The organism is Jeotgalibacillus sp. ET6, from assembly GCF_029667115.1.
Taxonomy (GTDB): Bacteria; Bacillota; Bacilli; order Bacillales; family Jeotgalibacillaceae; genus Jeotgalibacillus.
On sequence record NZ_JARUIU010000136.1, the window covers coordinates 1 to 262 of the forward strand.

General features: G+C 47.3%; 1 pseudogene. It reads right to left on the minus strand.

Going from position 1 to position 262, the window contains the following annotated elements:
- Window positions 1–71, minus strand: a pseudogene (locus P6709_RS20030) (FtsW/RodA/SpoVE family cell cycle protein); the annotation flags it as partial.
- Window positions 72–262 lie beyond the last annotated feature (191 nt).

Sequence of the window (262 nt, forward strand, 5' to 3'; positions counted from 1 at the left end):
AGCTCCTCTGAGATGATGGCCATGATAAAATCTGTATGAGGTTCAGGCAGATATCCAAGCTTTTGGACGCTCCAAATAACGAGGTCACCCGGCATTCATAATTTCCATATAGCTTGCTCCTTCAAGACGCCTCTCAAACTCTTCTTCTCTCGTCCCTCCAAAAACCAGCTGGGCAGACATCGTCGGTTGAACATCCTGTTCCAAGCGGCGCTGGTCAATAGCAACTGTACCTGGAGTGGTACTTAATGCAAAGATCTCTACT